Origin of the sequence: Arthrobacter sp. ES3-54, from assembly GCF_029504395.1 — a bacterium.
Taxonomy (GTDB): Bacteria; Actinomycetota; Actinomycetes; order Actinomycetales; family Micrococcaceae; genus Arthrobacter.
On record NZ_JAQFIF010000001.1, the window covers coordinates 356,491 to 374,843 of the forward strand.

The following is an 18,353-nucleotide window of genomic DNA, read 5'->3' on the forward strand; positions in this document are numbered from 1 at the left end:
ACCACTAACAGTCCATTAAACAGAACTGCCCGGCCGGAGTGTTGTGTTTCAGTCTCCGGCCGGGCAGCAATGGCGCTACTTACGTGCAAATGCCTGCTTGAGCAAGCTGTCCTGTTCTGCCGAGTGGCGCTTCATCGATCCTGCCGCGGTGGAGGCCGAGGCGGGGCGGGAGATGAGGCGGACCCGGCGGTCCAGGGCATCGGGCAGGTTCAGGCCGATGAACGGCCACGGACCCTGATTGGCCGGTTCGTCCTGCGCCCAGACCACTTCGGCGTTCGGGTACTTGGCCAGCTCCGCGGCGATTTCGGCGGCCGGCAGCGGGTAGAGCTGCTCGACGCGAACGATCGCCGTCGTCTGGTTCTCGGTCTTCTGCCGGGTGGACAGCAGATCGTAGTACAGGCGTCCGGAGACCAGCAGCACGCGTTCGACGGCGTCGGCCTGCAGCGGGGCGTGCTCCGGAATGACCGGGCGGAACGAGCCGGTGGTGAAGTCCTCCACGGAGGACGCCGCGGCCTTCAGGCGGAGCAGCTGCTTCGGCGTGAAGATGATGAGCGGCTTGCGCGGCCTGCTGTAGGCCTGGCGGCGCAGCAGGTGGAAGTGCGAGGCCGACGTCGTGGGGTTGGCCACGATCATGTTCTCTTCAGCGCACATCTGCAGGAACCGCTCGATGCGGGCGGACGAGTGGTCCGGCCCCTGGCCCTCGTAGCCGTGCGGCAGCATGAGAACCAGCGAGGACCGCTGGCCCCATTTCTGCTCGGCGGAGGAGATGAACTCATCGATGATGGTCTGCGCGCCGTTGACGAAGTCACCGAACTGGGCTTCCCAGAGCACCAGGGCATCCGGGCGCTCCACGGAGTAGCCGTATTCGAATCCCATGGCGGCGTATTCGGAGAGCAGGGAGTCGTAGATCCACAGCTTCGCCTGGTCATCGGACAGGTGTGACAGGGGCAGCCACTCGTCGCCGTTGGCACGGTCGTGGAAGACGGCGTGCCGCTGCACGAAGGTGCCGCGGCGCGAGTCCTGGCCGGCGAGCCGGACGGGAACGCCTTCCATGATGAGCGAGCCGAACGCGGCAAGTTCACCGAAGCCCCAGTCGATGCCGCCTTCACGGGACATCGCTTCACGCTTCTCGAGCAGCTGCTTGAGCTTGGCGTGGACGGTGAAGCCCTCCGGGATATCAGTGTGCGCCTTGCCGATGCGCGCCAGGGTCTCCGCAGAGATCGCGGTGGAGACCGGTGCGCTGACACCGGAATCGGACTGCTGGGCCATGGGGCGTTCGAGATCGGACACCGCGGCGGAATCAGCCGTGATGATCGGAATCGGGGACGTCTGGGCCGCGTGGGTTTCGGCGAAGACGCGCTCCAGGCGTTCCTGGTAGTCGCGCAGCAGCTGCTCGGCCTCTTCCTCGGTGATGTCACCGCGGCCGATCAGCGATTCGGTGTACAGCTTGCGGACCGAGCGCTTGGCTTCGATCAGGTTGTACATCAGCGGCTGGGTCATCGAGGGGTCGTCACCCTCATTGTGGCCGCGGCGGCGGTAGCACACCATGTCGATGACAACGTCCTTGTGGAAACGCTGCCGGAACTCGTAGGCAAGCTGCCCGATGCGGACCACGGCCTCCGGGTCGTCGCCGTTCACGTGGAACACCGGCGCCTGGATCATCTTGGCGACGTCCGTGGAGTAGGTGGAGGAACGCGAGGACGACGGGGCGGTGGTGAAGCCGACCTGGTTGTTGACCACGATATGGATGGTGCCGCCGGTGCGGTAGCCGCGCAGCTGGGAGAGGTTGAGCGTTTCCGCCACAACCCCCTGGCCCGCGAAAGCGGCGTCGCCGTGCACCATGATCGGCAGCACGGGGAACGCCTCGCCCTGGTCCAGCCGGTCCTGCTTGGCGCGGACGATGCCCTCGAGGACGGAGTCCACAGCCTCGAGGTGCGACGGGTTCGCGGCGAGGTAGACCTTGGTCTCCTTGCCGTTGTCCGAGGTGAAGGTGCCCTCGGTGCCGAGGTGGTACTTGACGTCGCCGGAGCCCTGCACGGAGCGCGGGTCCTGGGTGCCTTCGAATTCGCGGAAGACCTGGGCGTAGGTCTTGCCCGCGATGTTGGTCAGCACGTTGAGCCGGCCACGGTGGGCCATGCCGATCGCGACTTCGTCGAGTTCGTCGTCGGCGGCGTCGGAAATGATCGCGTCCAGCAGCGGAATCAGGGACTCGCCGCCTTCGAGCGAGAAGCGCTTCTGGCCGACGAACTTGGTCTGCAGGAACGTCTCAAAGGCCTCGGCGGCGTTGAGCTTGGAGACGATGCGCAGCTGCTCGTCGCGGCTCGGCTTCGAATAGGCGTGCTCCAGCTGGTCCTGGAACCACTTGCGCTCGGCGGGGTCCTGGATGTGCATGTATTCGATGCCGGCGGTGCGGCAGTAGGCGTCGCGGAGGACGCCGAGAATGTCGCGGAACTTGAGCATCGGCTTGCCGCCGAAGCCGCCCGTTGGCCACTCGCGGTCCAGGTCCCACAGGGTCAGGCCGTAGGTCAGGACGTCGAGGTCCGGGTGCTTGCGCTGGACGTACTCGAGCGGATCGGTGTCCGCCATCAGGTGGCCGCGCACGCGGTAGGCGTGGATCAGCTGCTGGATCCGGGCGACCTTGTTGATCTCGTCGGCGGGGTCCACCTGCAGGTCCGGGCTCCAGCGCACGGGCTCGTACGGGATGCGCAGGGACTCGAAGATCTCGTCGTAGAAGTTCTGCGCACCGAGCAGGAGCTGGTGCACGAGCTTGAGGAACTCGCCACTGCCGGCACCCTGGATGACGCGGTGGTCATAGGTGGAGGTCAGCGTGAGGACCTTGCTGATCGCGTTCTGGGCGATGATCTTCTCGCTGGCGCCCTGGAACTCGGCCGGGTAGTCCAGTGCGCCGACGCCGATGATGGCGGCCTGGCCCTTGGACAGGCGGGGCACCGAGTGAACGGTGCCGATGCCGCCGGGGTTGGTCAGGGACACTGTGGTGCCGGAGTGGTCGTCCGCAGTCAGCTTGCCGGCGCGGGCGCGCTTGATCAGGTCCTCGTAGGTGTGCCAGAACTCGGAGAAGTTGAGGGTCTCCGCCTTCTTGATGTTCGGGACCATGAGCAGGCGGGTGCCGTCGGGCTTGGGCATGTCGATCGCGATGCCGAAGTTCACGTGCGCCGGCTGGACAGCCACCGGCTTGCCGTCGACCTCGTCGTAGTAGACGTTCATCGACGGGAACTGGGACAGGGCGCGGATGACGGCGTAGCCGATCAGGTGCGTAAAGGAGACCTTGCCGCCGCGGGCGCGGGCCAGGTTGGAGTTGATGACCACGCGGTTGTCGATCAGCAGCTTCGCCGGGATGGCGCGGACGCTCGTGGCGGTCGGCACTTCCAGGCTGGTGACCATGTTCGACGCGATGGCCTTGGCCGGTCCGCGCAGGACCGAGACGACGTCCTCTTCGGGCGCCGTCGGAGCCTTGAGGTTCTTGGGCAGCTGCGCCGGGATCGGCGCGGTTCCGGGGGCGTCCGTGGTTTTAGAGCCATCCCGGGCGACGGTGGCCGGAGTTCTCTTGGCTGCGGGTGCCGGCGCAGCCGTGGCGGCGGGAGTTGCGGGGGGAGCGGGCGCGGCTGGCGCAGGTGCTGCCGGCGAAGCGGCAGGCGCTACGACGGGAAGTTCACGGGTGGCAGGATGCACAGCTGTCGCGGTGCCGGACGTTCCGTTGGCGGAAGAGGCGTCACTAGCTGCGAAGGATTCGAACAGCGGCCACCACTTGGCGTCGACCGTGTTCTTGTCCTGCTGGTAACGCTCGTACAGTTCGTCAACGAGCCACTCGTTTCCGCCAAATTCCTCTGGTAGACGGTGGCTAGGCTGCTCTGGCACTTGAAATACGCCTCTTCCATGAGTTTGATTCCCTCTGGCTTCCACGGTGCCTCGGCACAACGATTGAGCCAGTCTCTGCGTCCAGTGAACCCAGACCTCTGCCAGTCTAGTGAGGATTCTTGCCAAACCGCCAATAAGCGTGACCCAAATCATGATCCACCCCCGCAGCCACTGAATTACAGAGAAGAAGTGCTGCAGAATCGGCCCGGAGGCGGTGCCTCACGCGGTGCTTCACGCAGTGACTTGCACAGTGCCTCACGCGGTGCCGGACGCGGTGCCGGCCCCGCCGGGAACCGCCCTAGAATCAAAGAAGAACCCGTTTGGCGCCGAGGGCGCCAGCAGGGTGCCAGCAAAGGAGCAGCCGTGCGTTTCCTGAACGAGCCCACCACCGATCTGACTTACTCCGACCTCTTCCTGGTGCCGTCACGGTCGGATGTCATCTCGCGCCTGGACGTCGATCTCGCGGCCGATGATGGGACCGGCTCGGCGATTCCGCTGGTGGCGGCGAATATGACGGCGGTAACGGGCAAGCGGATGGCCGAGACCATGGCCCGCCGAGGCGGTCTGGGAGTCCTGCCGCAGGACGTCCCGCTCGACGTGATCCGGGACGTCACGGCCTGGATCAAGGGCCGCCACCCGGTTCTCGAGACGCCCGTCACACTCGCGCCGGCGGACACCGTGATTGATGCCCTCCACCTGATGGGCAAGCGGCCGCACGGGGCCGTGGTGGTGGTGGATGAGGCAGGCGCTGTCGCCGGCGTTGTCCGGGCCGCGGACTGCGAGGGCCAGGACCGTTTCGCGTCGCTGGCCTCGGTCCTCCGCCACCAGCCGCTGGTGCTGGATGCCGGATTGCTTGATGCCGGATTGTTTGGCGGCGGACGGGCCGCGGACCCTGCGGATGCTGCGCAGGCCCTGCGCCTTGCCTTTGAGGCGATGGACGCTGCCGGAACAGACTACGCACCGGTGCAGCAGGACGGCGTTCTGGCCGGGGTGCTGACCCGAAAGGGCGCGCTGCGCTCCACGCTCTACCGCCCGTCCCTGGACGACGACGGCAAGCTCAAGGTGGCTGCCGCTGTCGGAATCAACGGTGACGTGGCCGGGCGGGCCGCCGAGTTGCTGGCTGCCGGCGTGAATGTGCTGGTCCTCGATACCGCACACGGGCACCAGCAGAAAATGTTCGACGCGCTGGCCGCCGTGAAGGGACTCAACCCCGGCGTGCCGGTGGTCGCCGGCAACGTCGTCACCGGCGAGGCAACGCGTGAGCTGATCGAGGCCGGGGCGGACATCGTGAAGGTCGGCGTGGGTCCCGGCGCCATGTGCACCACGCGCATGATGACGGCCGTGGGCCGGCCGCAGTTCAGCGCCGTCCTGGAATGTTCCGCCGCGGCGCGGGAAGCCGGCGGTCGGGTGTGGGCCGACGGCGGGGTGCGCTACCCGCGTGACGTCGCCCTGGCCCTGGCCGCCGGGGCCAGCCAGGTCATGATCGGCTCCTGGTTTGCCGGCACGCACGAAAGCCCCGGGGACCTGCAGCTCGACGCTGCGGGCCGGCAGTACAAGGAGAGCTTCGGCATGGCGTCCGCCCGCGCGGTCCAGAACCGCAACCAGCGCGAGGGAGCGTTTGAAAAGGACCGCAAGGCCCTGTTCGAGGAAGGCATCTCCACGTCCCGCATGTACGTGGACGCGGCGCGGCCCGGCGTCGAGGACCTGCTGGACATGATCACCGCCGGCCTGCGCAGTTCCATGAGCTACGCCGGCGCTGCCGATCTCGCCGCTTTCCGCGAACGTGCCGTGGCCGGCATCCAGTCCGCGGCCGGGTACGAGGAAGGCCGGTCCGTCCCGCAGAGCTGGTGAGCTTCGGCGCGGCCGGTGAAGCGGGCTGGCGGGGGCTGGCGGTGGCCGCTCCTGTAGACTGAAATTCTTATGGACAGTAAATCTAGGTGCCGGCCTGGGGGCTGTCAGCGGAGAACGGAAACCGTTCCCGCGCAGCCCACCCGAAGAGCCGGCAAACCCCGTTCACGCGCCCATCATTCTCCGGCCACACGCCACACCGGAGCCTTCCAGGAAACAGGGTCGGCCGCCGCCGACCATCCTCCGCCGGGCAGACCCTTTCAGCATTTACGGTCCCTGCAGCGGCCCTTCTTTTGCGTCTCTGCCGCTGCCGCTGCTGCGGAAGCAGGCCGCTGAGATGGAATGGCTACTCCTTGCAGCAGGCCTGCTGCTCATCCTCGGCACCGGATTCTTTGTCGCCGTGGAATTTTCCCTGGTCGCCTTGGACCAGGCCACGGTGCAGCGCGCCGTTGACACCGGCGACACCGCCGCCGAGCCCCTGCTCAAATGTCTCAAGTCGCTCTCCACCCAGCTCTCGAGCTGCCAGCTCGGCATCACCATGACCACGCTGCTAACCGGTTACGTCATGGAACCGTCCGTCGGCAAGCTGCTCGAGGGTCCCCTCACCGCGCTCGGAGTCCCGCCAGCGGCGGCTGCCTCGCTGTCCCTGGTCCTCGCGATGGCGGTGGCCACCCTGCTCTCTATGCTGATCGGTGAGCTGGTGCCCAAGAACATGGCCATCGCGCTGTCGTTCCCGATCGGCAAGGCCGTCGCCCGACCCCAGCTGGTTTTCACCGCCATCTTCAAGCCCGCAATCGTGGTGCTCAACGGTTTCTCCAACAAGGTCCTCAACGTCTTCGGGCTGGAGGCCAAGGAGGAAATCTCCGGCGCCCGCACTCCGGCCGAACTGGCCTCGCTCGTGCGCCGCTCCGCGGCCATGGGCACCCTCGACGCCGGAACTGCCAACTTCATCGCCCGGACTCTTAAGTTCTCCGGGCGGACCGCCGCGGACGTCATGACCCCCCGCATCCGCGTGGAGACCATCGATGCCGACCAGCCGGTCTCGGACATCGTCGAGGCCGCCAAGCGCACCGGATACTCCCGTTTCCCGGTGATCGGCGAGTCCTCCGATGACATCCGTGGCGTGGTCCATGTCAAGAAGGCCATCGCAGTGCCCTCGGACCGCCGCGCCAAGCTGCAGGCCGGGGCCATCATGACCGATGTGCTCCAGGTCCCCGAAACCATCCACCTGGACGCCCTCCTCGCCGAACTGCGCGAGGGCAACCTGCAACTGGCCGTCGTCCTGGACGAGTACGGCGGAACGGCCGGCATCACCACCCTGGAAGACCTCGTGGAGGAAATCGTCGGGGAAGTGGCCGATGAACATGACAAGGTCCGCCCCGGCCTGCTCCAGAGCGCCTCGGGGGACTGGTACTTCCCCGGCCTGCTCCGGCCCGATGAACTCTCCGAACAGATCCCGGGCCTGACCGTGCCCGACGAAGCTGCCTACGAAACGGTGGGAGGCTACGTCATGAGCCAGCTCGGCCGGATCGCGGCAGTCGGCGACACTGTCGACGTCGTCGGCGGGACACTGAGCGTGACCCGCATGGACGGCCGCCGGATCGACCGGATCTGTTTCCGGCCCACCCGGGTGCCCGGCGACGACCAGCCCGCCAGCCAGGCAGGTGCCGCATGAGCGACTGGGCAGGAATCCTGTGGCTTGCCTTCCTGCTGGTGGGCAATGCCTTCTTCGTGGCAGCGGAATTCGCCATCATGTCCGCCCGCCGGAGCCAGATCGAGCCGCTGGCCGAGGCCGGCTCCAAGCGCGCACAGACAACGCTGCGGGCCATGGAAAACGTGTCCCTCATGCTTGCGTGCGCCCAGCTCGGCATCACCGTCTGCTCGCTGCTGATCCTGCAGGTGGCCGAGCCCGCGATCCACCACCTCCTGGCCGTGCCGCTGGAAGCGGCAGGCGTCCCCGTGGGGGCCGCGGATATTGTGGCTTTCGCCGTCGCCTTGCTGGTGGTGACGTTCCTGCACGTCACCTTCGGCGAAATGGTGCCCAAGAACATTTCCGTGTCGGTCGCGGACAAGGCGGCGCTGTTGCTGGCGCCGCCGCTGATGTTCATCGCGCGGCTGGTCAAACCCGTCATTACGGCGCTTAACTGGTCCGCGAACCACATCCTGAAGCTGATGCGGATTGAGCCCCAGAACGAGGTCACGTCCTCCTTCACCCTTGAAGAAGTGCAGTCGATCGTGCAGGAATCCACCCGCCACGGACTCGTGGACGACGACGCCGGACTCATTACCGGAGCGCTGGAGTTCTCCGAACACACGGCGTCCCACGTGATGGTGCCGCTGGGAAAGCTCGTCATGCTCAAGGCGGCCACCACGCCGGCGGAATTCGAAAAGGCGGTGAGCCGGACCGGGTTCTCGCGCTTCCCGATGCTCGATGATGACGGCATGCTCTCCGGCTACCTCCACATCAAGGACGTGCTGTCCATTCCGGACGCCGGGTACCACCAGCCGATCGCGGAAAGCCGCATCAGGTCGCTGGCGAACCTGGCCATGGACGACGAAATCGAGAAGGCCATGTCCGTCATGCAGCGCACGGGCTCGCATCTGGCCCGCGTGATCGGCCCCGACGGACTGACCCAGGGGGTGCTGTTCCTGGAAGACGTGATCGAGCAGCTCGTCGGCGAAATCCGGGACGCGACGCAGGCCACCGGCTACCGCAGGCTGGGCCAAGATCAGTAGCGGACAGCCCAGTAACGGACAGCCCAGCGCGGACGGACCGCAGCACGGGATGCCGGGTATCCCTAAATAGGAATGATTCCTATTTAGGGATACACTCGGGCTGTTGCTATTGCTCCTGATTCTCAATAACAGATCCGAGGTTCCCGTGCGTCGTCCCGCTGCCCGAGCCATGCTGGCTGGTCTTGCCGGCTTAGGCCTCCTGCTCACCGCGTGCAGTCCGACGGCGGGCAGTTCACGCGGGACCGCCGGTGACGGCGTGGTCGACGTCGTCGCCTCCACCAGCGTCTACGGCGACATCATCTCCAGCATCGGCGGCGACAAGGTCCGGGTCAGTTCGATCATCAACCGCACCAGCCAGGACCCGCACTCCTACGAAGCCACCACGCAGGACAAGCTGGCCGTCTCCAAGGCCGAGCTCGTCGTGGAGAACGGCGGGGGATACGACGCCTTCATCGACACGCTGGCAACCGACACCGGGCTGGAGAGCAGCAACATCATCAACGCCGTGGACGTCTCCGGCCTGGCCGCCGCAAGCACCGCAGCGGCGAGCCCCGACTCCGCCGGCCACACCCACGAGCACACCGGGCTGAACGAGCACGTCTGGTACAGCCTTCCGGCCATGTCCCGCCTCGCGGACGCCGTCGCCGACAAGCTGGGCACCCTGGAACCGGGATCGGCGCAGACGTTCCGGACCAACGCGGCGGCCTTCAAGGCCTCGCTCGGCGGCCTGGAAACCAAGCTCGCCGCCATCAAGTCCTCGGCAGGCCACGTGCCCGTGGCCGTCACCGAGCCGGTACCGCTGTACCTGCTCGAGGACGCCGGCCTGGAAAACGAGACCCCGGCGGAGTACACGGCCGCGATCGAGGAAGACGCCGACGTCCCGCCCGCCGTACTCAAGGCCGCCGTCGATCTCGTGGCATCCCGGGGCGTACGGCTGCTGGCCTACAATACCCAGACCGAGGGACCGCAGACGCTGGCGCTGAAAAAGGCCGCCGAGACCGCCGGCGTCCCGGTAGTGAACTTTAGCGAAACCCTCCCGGATGGCCAGTCCTACCTGCAGTGGATGACCGCGAACGTGGAGAGCATCGGCAAGGCCCTAGGATGATCGCAACAGCCGGAGCAGCCGTCTCCGCGGAAAATCGAGGAACCCCCTTTTGACACCGGTAGTGAGCCTCCGCGGCGCCTCCCTGGCGTTCGGCCAACGCACCCTGTGGGAGGGCCTGGACCTGGACATCAACCCGGGTGAATTCTTTGCCGTGCTCGGTCCCAACGGCAGCGGCAAGACCACCTTTCTGAAGGTCCTGCTCGGCCTGCAGGAGCTGACCACGGGAACCGCCGTGCTCGACGGCCATCCCGTTGAGCGGGGCAGCCGCCGGATCGGCTACGTGCCCCAGCAGAAGACATTCGACCCGGATACGCCCCTGCGCGCCCGCGACCTCGTGGCCCTCGGCGTCGACGGCCACCGCTGGGGCATCCGCCTGGGCAACGCAAAAGTGAACCGGAAGGTCGATGAGCTCCTGGACCTCGTGGGCGCCACCGACTACGCCAAGGTGCCGGTGGGGCAGCTCTCCGGCGGTGAGCAGCAGCGCCTGCGCGTGGCCCAGGCCCTGGCCACGGATCCCAAAGTGCTGCTGTGCGACGAGCCGCTGCTCTCCCTCGACCTTCAGCACCAGCAGGGCGTCAGCGCCCTGATCAACAAGCAATGCCGTGAGGCGGACAGCGCCGTGGTGTTCGTGACCCACGAGATCAACCCGATCATGGACTATGTGGACCGGGTCCTGTACCTGGCCGGCGGCCGGTTCCGGGTGGGCACACCCGCCGAGGTCATGACCACCGAGGTGCTCTCCGATTTGTACGACAGCCATGTTGAAGTCATCCAGGCCAATGGCCGGCTGATCGTCGTGGGGCTGCCGGATGCCGCGACGCACCACCACGAGGACGCGCATTCTGTCGCGGGGGAGGTGGGCTGAGTGGATCTGGGCAGCCTGCTGCATTCAATCTTCAATTTCGAAAACTATGGCGAGCTGCTGGTCCTGGTGCAGAACTCCATCTGGGCCGGCGCCGTCCTCGGCCTGCTGGGCGGACTCATGGGCACCTTCGTGATGAAACGCGACCTGGCGTTTGCGGTCCACGGAATCTCGGAGCTCTCCTTTGCCGGAGCGGCATTCGCGCTGCTGATCGGCGCGAACATCATCCTCGGCTCGCTGGCGGGATCGGTCCTGGCCGCCGTGGTGCTGGGCGTAATGGGCGTCCGCGCGCGGGACAAGAACTCGATCATCGGCGTCATCATGCCCTTCGGGCTGGGCCTGGGCATCCTCTTCCTGTCCCTGTACGAGGGCCGGGCGGCCAACAAGTTCGGCCTGCTCACCGGGCAGATCGTGTCGGTGGGAACGGTCCAGCTGCAGGTCCTGGCGTTCGCCGCCGTCGTGGTGATGCTGGCGCTGGTCGCCATTTGGCGGCCGTTGACCTTTGCCAGTGTTGACCCCGACGTCGCCATCGCCCGCGGCGTGCCGGTGCGGGCCCTGGCCCTTGGTTTCATGGTGCTGCTGGGCATCAGCGTGGCGCTGTCCATCCAGATTGTGGGCGCCCTGCTGGTGCTGGCCCTGCTGATCACGCCAGCGGCGGCCGCCATGCGCGTCACGTCCTCGCCCCGGCTCGTGGTCATGCTGAGCATCGTCTTCGCGATGACGGCGACCGTCGGCGGCATCCTGCTGGCCCTCGGCGGCAGGCTGCCGATCAGCCCCTATGTGACCACGCTGTCCTTCCTGATCTACGTTGCCTGCCGGATGATCGGCAGTGCCCGGGCCAGGCGGGGACTCAACGGGCGGGTCGTGCAGAACGTGGCTGCGGCGGCCTGAGCCTGCGGCTACTGGCCGGCCTGATTGGCTGTGCATTCGGGGCACAGCCCGAAGATTTCCACCGTGTGCTCCACCGCGGTGAAGCCGTGCTCGTTCGCGATCCGCGCGGCCCAGGCCTCAACTGCAGGGGCTTCCACTTCCACCGCCTTGCCGCAGTTGCGGCACAGCAGGTGATGGTGGTGCCCGGTGACGGCGCAGCGCCGGTAGACCGCTTCGCCGTCGGCGTTGCGCAGGACATCCACCAGCCCGTCGTCCGCGAGGGACTGCAGGATCCGGTACGACGTGGCGAGGGACACCGTGGTGCCGCGCTCCTGGAGGATGCGGTGCAGTTCCTGGGTGCTCACGAAGTCCGCCAGGTCGTCCAGGGCGGCGCTGACGGCGAGGCGCTGCTTGGTGACGCGTTGTTCCTTACCCTGCACGGGTGCCGAGGCCGGAGTCCGGCTGCTGCCGGCGGTGGTGCCTTGGGACATCGTGGAACTCGCTTCGTCAAGGATTCGCGGGTGGGACTCGCTGCGGTGTGGTGGCAATGTCCAAGATTACCAGCCGGGGTCCGTGGACACTGTGGCGGCTGGTGCCTAGGCTGGCCGGATGAAGCTGACCAAATTCACGCACGCCTGTGTCCGCCTCGAGCAGGACGGCCGGGTGCTGGTGTTTGACCCGGGCACATTTTCGGAGACGGATGAGGCCCTGGCCGGAGCACATGCCGTGCTCATCACCCACGAGCACGCGGACCATGTAGACGTCGACGCCGTCGCCGCGGCGTTGCAGTCGAACACTGCCCTTGAACTTTTCGCTCCGGAGGCGGTGGCCGCAACGCTTCGCGGCAAGGCGCCCGACGCCGGGAGCCGCATCCATGCAGCCGGCGCGGGCGAGGAATTTGAAACCGCGGGCTTCACGGTCAGGACATATGGTGGCCAGCACGCCCTCATCCACCCGCAGATCCCCGTCGTGGCCAACGTCGGCTACCTCGTCGACGGCAACGTCTACCACCCGGGGGACTCCTTCGCGGTTCCCGACGGCGTCGAAGTCAAGACGCTGCTGGTACCCATCCACGCCCCGTGGAACAAGGTGGGTGAAGTGGTGGACTTTGTAATCGGCGTCCGCGCCCCGCAGGCCTTCCCGATCCACGACGCGCTCCTGAACGAGCTGGGCCGCGGCCTGGTGGAGGGACATGTCACCCGGATCGGCGCCAAGTACGGCACCGAGTACCGGCACCTCTCCAGCGGCGATTCCGTGGAGGTTTAGCCTAGGCGGCCGCACCGGCGGCAGGCCGACTGATCAGGCTGCGGCTCAGGCCGGCCAGACGCCGGTTCGGAAGAACTCGCGCAGCACGGCCTCGTGGGGCTCGGGATCCAGGCCTTGGGCGTCCAGCCACTCCGGGTTGTAGTAATTCCCGGCGTAGCGGTCCCCGGCGTCGCACATGAGGGTCACAACACTGCCCTTGCGGCCTTCCTCGATCATCGCCGCGATGAGCTGCCACACGCCCCAGAGGTTGGTCCCGGTGGACGGGCCCGCATGCAGTCCGGCATGTTCCCTGAGGTGTCGCATGGCCGCCACTGACGCGGCGTCGGGAACCTGGATCATGTGGTCGATCACGGCTGGCACAAAACTCGGCTCCATCCGCGGCCGGCCGATGCCCTCGATGCGTGAAGGGGAAGCAGCCGCCGTTCCGCCGGCGGCGGGGATCCCGCCGTCGGGCCGACCGTCCCGCCAGCCCGGATAGAACGCGGAATTTTCCGGGTCGACGACGGCGAGCCTCGTCTCGTGGCGGTGATAGCGCAGGTAGCGGCCGATCGTGGCGCTGGTCCCGCCGGTGCCGGCCCCGACCACCACCCAGCGGGGGACCGGGTGCTCCTCCATCGCCAGCTGGCCGAAGATCGACTCGGCGATGTTGTTGTTCCCGCGCCAGTCCGTGGCCCGTTCGGCGTACGTGAACTGGTCCATGTAGTGCCCGCCGGTGCTGCTGGCCAGATCCGCGGCGGCCTCGTAGACCTCGGAGGCGTGGTCCACTAGGTGGCATGAGCCGCCGAACTGTTCTATCAGGGCGATCTTCTCGCGGCTGGTGGTCCGGGTCATCACGGCGATGAAGGGCAGGCCCAGCAGCTGCGCAAAATAGGCCTCGGAGACGGCGGTGCTGCCGCTGGAAGCCTCGACGATCGTGGTGCCTTCCCGGATCCAGCCGTTGACGAGGCCGAAAAGGAACAGCGATCGCGCCAGCCGGTGCTTGAGGCTGCCCGTGCGGTGCGTGGATTCGTCCTTCAGGTACAGCTGCACGCCCCAGTGGTCCGGGAGCGGCACCGAATACAGGTGGGTGTCGGCGGAGCGGTTGTTTTCGGCGTTGATCCGGCGGACGGCGTCGTCGGCCCAGACCCGGTCCTGCTGGTGCGCGGTGTTCACCGCTACAGCCTACCGGGGGCGGCGGGACGCCGAAGATAGAGTGGGGAAATGGACACCCTTCTCAATGCCGTTGCCCTCAAAGACCGGCTGGACGGCGCCGGCGACACCGGCCAGCGCACAGTGCTCCTTGACGTTCGCTGGGCGCTCGGTGACCCGCACGGTCACGACCACTACCTGCGCGAACACATCCCCGGAGCCGTTTTCGTGGATCTCGCCACCGAACTCGCCCGACCCGCGGAGCCGCGACGAGGAAGGCATCCGCTGCCGCCGCTGGAGCAGTTCCAAGAGTCCGCGCGCCGCTGGGGCATCAACGACGGCGACGCCGTTGTAGCGTACGACGACAGCGGCAACATGGCCGCCGCCCGGCTGTGGTGGATGCTGCGCAACGCCGGATTCCGGCAGGTTCACCTGCTCGACGGCGGCCTGGCCGCCTGGCGTGCCGCAGGGTTCGAAGTGGCGGAGGGGCCCGAACAGCCCTTGCCCGGAAACGTCACCCTGTCCGAGGGCCACATGCCCGCGATCGACGCCGAACAAGCCGCCACCTGGGGCCGGCAGGGGCTGCTGTTGGACGCCCGGGCGGCCGAACGGTACCGCGGGGAAATCGAACCCGTGGATCCCCGCGCCGGCCATATCCCAGGCGCCGTGAGTGCCCCCACCACCGGAAACCTGGAGACCGACGGGCGTTTTCTTGGCCCGGCGGAGCTGCGGGCGCGCTTCGAGCGACTCGGCTACAGAGCGGACGTTCCCACCGCCGTGTACTGCGGATCCGGGGTGACGGCGGCCCACGAGATCGCCGCCCTCGAGGTCGCCGGCTTTTCCGCGGCCTTATACCCGGGATCATTTTCGGAGTGGTGCCAAGGTGCCGCGAACGATGTTGTCACCGGACCCGAACCGTATGGCGGGGACGCGGCTTCACACTGAATGCCAGCAGGAGGGCCGGCCAGTTCGCGGGTAGCCGCAGGGCCTGATCCTCTCAGGCGGTCAGTGATTTCCTAGGCTGCCGGCATCTCTTTGAGCCTGCCGCGCTTCAGCGTTTTCGCCTGGTGCAGGAGCCGGCGCCGGTGTCGGGACTCCGGCTGAACCGTGGCTGAAGGACGGAGGGGCGTCCCCGGCAGTGGAGGTGCGGTGGAGTGGTACATGTGGCCGGTGGGGGTGGCGAGTTCGATGGTGTGGCGGCTGTCCCCAAGTGCTGCGGCGGATACTGGGTGGGCGCTCCAGCCGAGGGCTTCTTTGGTGTGGTTGCAGGCTTCGCAGAGACCCGCGCCGTTGTCCGTCGTGGTCGCGCCGCCGGTGTGGTGGGGGGGGATGTGGTCCAGGTGGCGGATCGGGGCGTCGCAGTAGGGGGTGCGGCAGGTGTCGTCGCGGGCCTGGATGTACCGGCGGTGCCCGGGCGGGAAGAGCCGGGCGCGCCAGTCCATGCCGATGAGCTCGCCGCTGCAGGGGTGGGTGTAAAGCCGGCGGAGCGAGAGTCGGAACGCGGTGTCATCGGCCCTCCCGCCCGCGCCACCGGGTCCAGGGGAACTGCCGGGTTCAGTGGGACCTCCGGTTGGTTCGCCGGGTTCCTGTGGACCATTTTGTCCGGGCGAGCCGACGCCGACGGCGCTGTCTTTAGCCTTGGTGCCGTTGATGAGGGCGCGGGCCCAGCCGGCGGGGACGGTGCCGTAGCCGGGGAGCCGGGCCGGCTCACTGTCACTCTGGAAGAGGGTGCGGTCGATCATGATGAGCTGGATTTCGACTCCGGTGATCCCGCCCGGGGTGCCGGTGGTGCGTTCGACCAGGGTGTCGGCCATGGCCTGGCCGCGGGAGCGGGGGTCCCCGGTGGCGCGAAGGGTGTCGGCGTGCCGGCTCAAGGCCCGCCGCGGCACAAGAATCCTCCGCATCGAACTACTCAGCGTCGCGAAACGATATCGGAATCGCGTCGTGCTCCCCGCTTACGCTCCGCTGTGGGCCAGCCTGTGTCATTAATCGATTGTTTTCCGAGGCATCCAAGTCGTCGGGCTAGCTACGTGCGCCTCCCGCCGCGTCGGACACGTTCCCCCGCCTGGGCCCCCTGTCCGATGGAATACGCTCGGAATTCAGTCTGGGACGAAAGCTTCTTACGGACGGACCCTGCCGGCTCGTCTGACGGAACAATGAAGGATTAGTGCATGGACGACGCACCCGAATTTGTCAGGTACCAAGCAACACAAGTGAATACCCGCGGGATCTACGTCGGGATATTCGGCTCGGCCAACGGATTGGCGAGCAATGGAAAGCTAAGCGATGAGGACCACCAGTGGTGGCAGGATGCGAATGCCTGGTACGACGCCGCCTATCCCGACCCCAACCTCATCGATCCCACCGTCTACGACCGTACGCGAAACCCGCACGCCCAAGCATGGTTTAAGGCCGGCGCCGCGCACCTGCTGGCCAGGATCCCCGGCTACTTGAATCTGTTGGACCGCTACGGAGTGCAATGGGAAGAACTTCGTTCACCAACCCCGGGGCATCTCCTCTATGAAGACGACGTTCAGGTGGTCGTGGACCCGCATCGCTGAGTAGTATTCCCGCACGACGAGGTACCTCAGCGGGCGTGCAGCTCACCGGATCGTAAGATGGCCGCCATGCCTCGTATCCTCGTGACGCGCATCGTCGGGCCGCCACACAAACCTGGGCAGAGGAATCGCGAAAATGACAAAGTCATCGTCTCTGAGAGGGCTTAGTCTTCGATACTTGAGGGATCCAGCAGCGCACCGTGTCGCGATATTGCTGGAATTCTTCGCCGAACCGTTCCTTCAGGTCAGATTCCTCGAGCGGCCTGACGGCGTAGTTCCACCCCAGCGCGCCCACGACGTGGCAGCCCCCATGCTTAGGGACGCCCCAGCCCGCTTCGGTTGTGATCGTGGCGTATACCGCCAGTACGACGGCGACGACGCCGCGTCCCAAGCGTCGAGCCACCCAAAGTGGAATACATGCCGGGACCGGGGGTAGCGTCAACGTATGACACCTGGACGTCCCGTACCCCCGCCCCTTGCCAAGCCGCTGCCGGATCTCGACACCGCCGCGAACACCGACGCGAGCACCACCGCGGGCAGCGCCGCGCAGACCGCCGGCCCCACCCTGGCCGCCGCGTACGGTGCCACCGCACCGGATAGCGGACTTGTTCCCTTGACCGTCTCCCGCCGGGCACCGAAGGCGGACGACGTCGAGATCGCCATCGAATTCTGCGGACTGTGCCACTCGGACGTCCACGCCACCCGGGGCGAATGGGGTGGCGACACGTACCCGTTGATCCCGGGCCATGAGATTGTCGGCCGGGTCTCCCGGCTCGGTTCCGACGTCGACGACTTTACGATCGGTGAGCGCGTGGGCGTGGGCTGCATGGTGGACTCCTGCCGCGAATGCGACAGCTGCCTGGACGGCCTCGAGCAGTATTGCGAAAAGGCTCTGGTGGGAACCTATGGGGCCAAGGATGCGCGCAACGACGGCGCCATCACCCAGGGCGGGTACGCCACGTCGATCGTCGTGGACCGCAACTATGTCCTGCGGGTTCCGGAAACCCTGGACCCCGCCGCCGTCGCGCCCCTGCTGTGCGCAGGCATCACCACGTATTCGCCCCTGAACCACTTCGAGGTCGAGGAAGGCGACGTGGTCGGAGTCGTCGGTCTGGGCGGCCTTGGCCATATGGCCGTCAAGATCGCCAAGGCCATGGGCGCCAAGGTCAAGGTCTTCACGACGTCGGAGAACAAGTTCGCCGCGGCCCGCGAGCTGGGCGCCGACGACGTCATCCTCTCCACCGACCCGGCCGCGATGGAGGCCGCGAACCGCAGCATCGACGTCATCATCGACACCGTCGCCGCCTCGCACGACCTCAATCCCTACTTCCGCACGCTCCGCCTGGACGGCGCGCTGTTCCAGCTGGGCCTGCCCGAGGATGCAATGCCGCCCGTCAACCCCGGGGCGCTGATCCGGCGCCGGATCGCCTATGCGGGTTCGCTGATCGGCGGCATCGCCGAGACCCAGGAGATGCTGGACTTCTGCGCAGAGCACGGCGTGGTGTCCGACGTCGAGGTGGTCGGGGCAGACCAGCTCAACGAAGCCTACGACCGCATGGTGGCGGGCGACGTGAAGTACCGTTTTGTCCTGGACGTCAGTACCTTGGGGTCCCCGGCAGAAAAGGCGGACGCATGAGCACTCTCTTCACCAAGATCATCAAAGGCGACATCCCGGGCCGCTTTGTCTGGCGCGAGGACGACGTCGTGGCGTTCCTGACCATGGGCCCGCTGGCCGACGGCCACACCCTGGTGGTGCCCACCGAGGAAGTGGACCGCTGGACGGACGCCTCGCCGGAGGTCCTCAGCCGGGTCATGGAGGTAGCCCGCAAGATCGGCGCCGTCCAGGTGGACGTGTTCGACGCCGCCCGGGCAGGGCTGATCGTGGCCGGCTACGAAATCAACCACATGCATGTCCATGTATGGCCCTCCAACTCGATGGCGGACTTTGATTTCGGCTCGGCGGACCAGCACCCGGATCCGGCCAGGCTGGACGCCAACGCGGAGAAGCTTCGCGAAGGCCTCCGCACGGCTGGCCACGCGGAGCACGTTCCTACCTCCTAGAAGCCGGCCACAGCCGGCCACTCAACCCACTCCGGCCACCAGG

At 67.0% G+C, this 18,353-nt stretch carries 14 protein-coding genes and 1 pseudogene; 11 read left to right on the plus strand and 4 right to left on the minus strand.

The genetic code is table 11. The features are described 5' to 3' along the window. Nucleotides 1-75: 75 nt before the first annotated feature. Nucleotides 76-3,876, minus strand: a complete 3,801-nt coding sequence (locus M2428_RS01735) for a multifunctional oxoglutarate decarboxylase/oxoglutarate dehydrogenase thiamine pyrophosphate-binding subunit/dihydrolipoyllysine-residue succinyltransferase subunit (protein WP_277523011.1) — start codon at nt 3,874-3,876, stop codon at nt 76-78. A 363-nt stretch (nt 3,877-4,239) separates the two neighbouring features. Here M2428_RS01735 and M2428_RS01740 point away from each other — a divergent pair, with 363 nt between their 5' ends. The 6 genes from M2428_RS01740 (at nt 4,240) to M2428_RS01765 (ending at nt 11,318) form a co-directional block, all read left to right on the plus strand. Continuing rightward, entirely contained in the window at nt 4,240-5,727 is a 1,488-nt protein-coding gene (locus M2428_RS01740) for a GuaB1 family IMP dehydrogenase-related protein (protein ID WP_277523012.1), read from the plus strand. Between the two features lie 334 nt (nt 5,728-6,061). Further along, on the plus strand, nt 6,062-7,399 hold the full coding sequence (locus tag M2428_RS01745; protein ID WP_277523014.1) for a hemolysin family protein: 1,338 nt from the start codon (nt 6,062-6,064) through the stop codon (nt 7,397-7,399). Continuing rightward, nucleotides 7,396-8,460, plus strand: coding sequence for a hemolysin family protein (locus M2428_RS01750; RefSeq protein WP_277523016.1), 1,065 nt, complete (start codon nt 7,396-7,398; stop codon nt 8,458-8,460). The genes M2428_RS01745 and M2428_RS01750 overlap by 4 nt, the downstream gene beginning before the upstream one ends. A gap of 145 nt (nt 8,461-8,605) precedes the next feature. Continuing rightward, entirely contained in the window at nt 8,606-9,565 is a 960-nt protein-coding gene (locus M2428_RS01755) for a zinc ABC transporter substrate-binding protein (RefSeq protein WP_277523017.1), read from the plus strand. A 49-nt stretch (nt 9,566-9,614) separates the two neighbouring features. Continuing rightward, entirely contained in the window at nt 9,615-10,430 is an 816-nt protein-coding gene (locus tag M2428_RS01760; protein WP_277523019.1) for a metal ABC transporter ATP-binding protein, read from the plus strand. After that, a complete protein-coding gene (locus tag M2428_RS01765; RefSeq protein WP_277523021.1) occupies nt 10,431-11,318 on the plus strand; it encodes a metal ABC transporter permease in 888 nt (295 codons plus the stop codon). An 8-nt stretch (nt 11,319-11,326) separates the two neighbouring features. Here the strand turns inward: M2428_RS01765 and M2428_RS01770 are convergent, their stop codons facing one another. After that, nucleotides 11,327-11,788, minus strand: a complete 462-nt coding sequence (locus M2428_RS01770) for a Fur family transcriptional regulator (RefSeq protein ID WP_277523023.1) — start codon at nt 11,786-11,788, stop codon at nt 11,327-11,329. Between the two features lie 118 nt (nt 11,789-11,906). Between M2428_RS01770 and M2428_RS01775 the strand changes: the two genes are divergently transcribed. Next, entirely contained in the window at nt 11,907-12,563 is a 657-nt protein-coding gene (locus tag M2428_RS01775) for an MBL fold metallo-hydrolase (RefSeq protein ID WP_277523025.1), read from the plus strand. 45 nt (nt 12,564-12,608) lie between these two features. On the opposite strand, the gene M2428_RS01780 is transcribed toward M2428_RS01775, so the two are convergent. Continuing rightward, nucleotides 12,609-13,715, minus strand: a complete 1,107-nt coding sequence (locus M2428_RS01780; RefSeq protein ID WP_277523027.1) for a PLP-dependent cysteine synthase family protein — start codon at nt 13,713-13,715, stop codon at nt 12,609-12,611. A 48-nt stretch (nt 13,716-13,763) separates the two neighbouring features. On the opposite strand from M2428_RS01780, the gene M2428_RS01785 reads away from it, so the two are divergent. After that, complete coding sequence (locus M2428_RS01785; RefSeq protein WP_277523029.1) at nt 13,764-14,636, plus strand: sulfurtransferase; 873 nt, start codon at nt 13,764-13,766, stop codon at nt 14,634-14,636. Between the two features lie 71 nt (nt 14,637-14,707). On the opposite strand, the pseudogene M2428_RS01790 reads toward M2428_RS01785, so the two are convergent. Beyond that, nucleotides 14,708-15,568 (minus strand): annotated as a pseudogene (locus M2428_RS01790) (HNH endonuclease signature motif containing protein); the annotation flags it as partial. 294 nt (nt 15,569-15,862) lie between these two features. On the opposite strand from M2428_RS01790, the gene M2428_RS01795 reads away from it, so the two are divergent. The 3 genes from M2428_RS01795 (at nt 15,863) to M2428_RS01805 (ending at nt 18,310) form a co-directional block, all read left to right on the plus strand. Continuing rightward, the gene (locus M2428_RS01795; protein ID WP_277523031.1) at nt 15,863-16,252 is read left to right on the plus strand and encodes a hypothetical protein; all 390 of its coding nucleotides are present in this window, start codon (nt 15,863-15,865) and stop codon (nt 16,250-16,252) included. A 442-nt stretch (nt 16,253-16,694) separates the two neighbouring features. Further along, a complete protein-coding gene (locus M2428_RS01800; protein ID WP_277523033.1) occupies nt 16,695-17,885 on the plus strand; it encodes an NAD(P)-dependent alcohol dehydrogenase in 1,191 nt (396 codons plus the stop codon). After that, nucleotides 17,882-18,310, plus strand: coding sequence for an HIT family protein (locus M2428_RS01805; RefSeq protein WP_277523035.1), 429 nt, complete (start codon nt 17,882-17,884; stop codon nt 18,308-18,310). The genes M2428_RS01800 and M2428_RS01805 overlap by 4 nt, the downstream gene beginning before the upstream one ends. The last annotated feature ends 43 nt before the right edge of the window (nt 18,311-18,353 follow it).

Excerpts from the sequence above, each read along its gene's own strand:
- M2428_RS01745 (WP_277523014.1), top strand. The coding sequence starts at position 6,062 with ATGGAATGGCTACTCCTTGCAGCAGGCCTGCTGCTCATCCTCGGCACC.
- M2428_RS01750 (WP_277523016.1), top strand. The coding sequence starts at position 7,396 with ATGAGCGACTGGGCAGGAATCCTGTGGCTTGCCTTCCTGCTGGTGGGC.
- M2428_RS01770 (WP_277523023.1), bottom strand. The coding sequence starts at position 11,788 with ATGTCCCAAGGCACCACCGCCGGCAGCAGCCGGACTCCGGCCTCGGCA.
- M2428_RS01775 (WP_277523025.1), top strand. The coding sequence starts at position 11,907 with ATGAAGCTGACCAAATTCACGCACGCCTGTGTCCGCCTCGAGCAGGAC.
- M2428_RS01785 (WP_277523029.1), top strand. The coding sequence starts at position 13,764 with ATGGACACCCTTCTCAATGCCGTTGCCCTCAAAGACCGGCTGGACGGC.
- M2428_RS01795 (WP_277523031.1), top strand. The coding sequence starts at position 15,863 with ATGGACGACGCACCCGAATTTGTCAGGTACCAAGCAACACAAGTGAAT.
- M2428_RS01800 (WP_277523033.1), top strand. The coding sequence starts at position 16,695 with ATGACACCTGGACGTCCCGTACCCCCGCCCCTTGCCAAGCCGCTGCCG.
- M2428_RS01805 (WP_277523035.1), top strand. The coding sequence starts at position 17,882 with ATGAGCACTCTCTTCACCAAGATCATCAAAGGCGACATCCCGGGCCGC.